The following is a 416-nucleotide window of genomic DNA, read 5'->3' on the forward strand; positions in this document are numbered from 1 at the left end:
GTCCAGACCGGGGCGGGCGCGGGTTGCGGCCTGTCGTCAGCGGGCCTTGCCCTGGTTGGCCACGGCCGCCAGCGAGGCAGCCAGGGCTTCCTGGTCGCCCAGGTAGTAATGACGCAGCGGGCGCAGGTTGGCGTCCAGTTCATAGACGAGCGGGATGCCATTGGGAATGTTGAGGCCGACGATGTCGTCATCCGAAATCTGATCGAGGTACTTCACCAGCGCGCGGATGCTGTTGCCATGGGCGGCAATCACCACGCGCTTGCCCGATTGGATGTCCGGAGCGATCGATTCGTTCCACAGCGGCATCACGCGGGCCACCGTGTCCTTGAGGCACTCGGTCAGCGGCACCTGGTCGCGCGGCACGTTGGCGTAACGCGGGTCGTTGAACGCGGCGCGTTCATCGTCCGGCTGCAGCG

The 416-nt window shown here is 66.3% G+C and carries 1 protein-coding gene; it reads right to left on the bottom strand.

Going from position 1 to position 416, the window contains the following annotated elements; translation table 11 throughout:
• Nucleotides 1–36 precede the first annotated feature (36 nt).
• Nucleotides 37–416, bottom strand: a 380-nt coding sequence (locus tag AB4Z35_RS30770) for a 2,3-bisphosphoglycerate-dependent phosphoglycerate mutase (RefSeq protein ID WP_442101268.1), incomplete at its 5' end; no start/stop codon positions are given.

Source organism: Pseudomonas sp. KB_15, from assembly GCF_052114525.1.
Taxonomy (GTDB): Bacteria; Pseudomonadota; Gammaproteobacteria; order Pseudomonadales; family Pseudomonadaceae; genus Aquipseudomonas.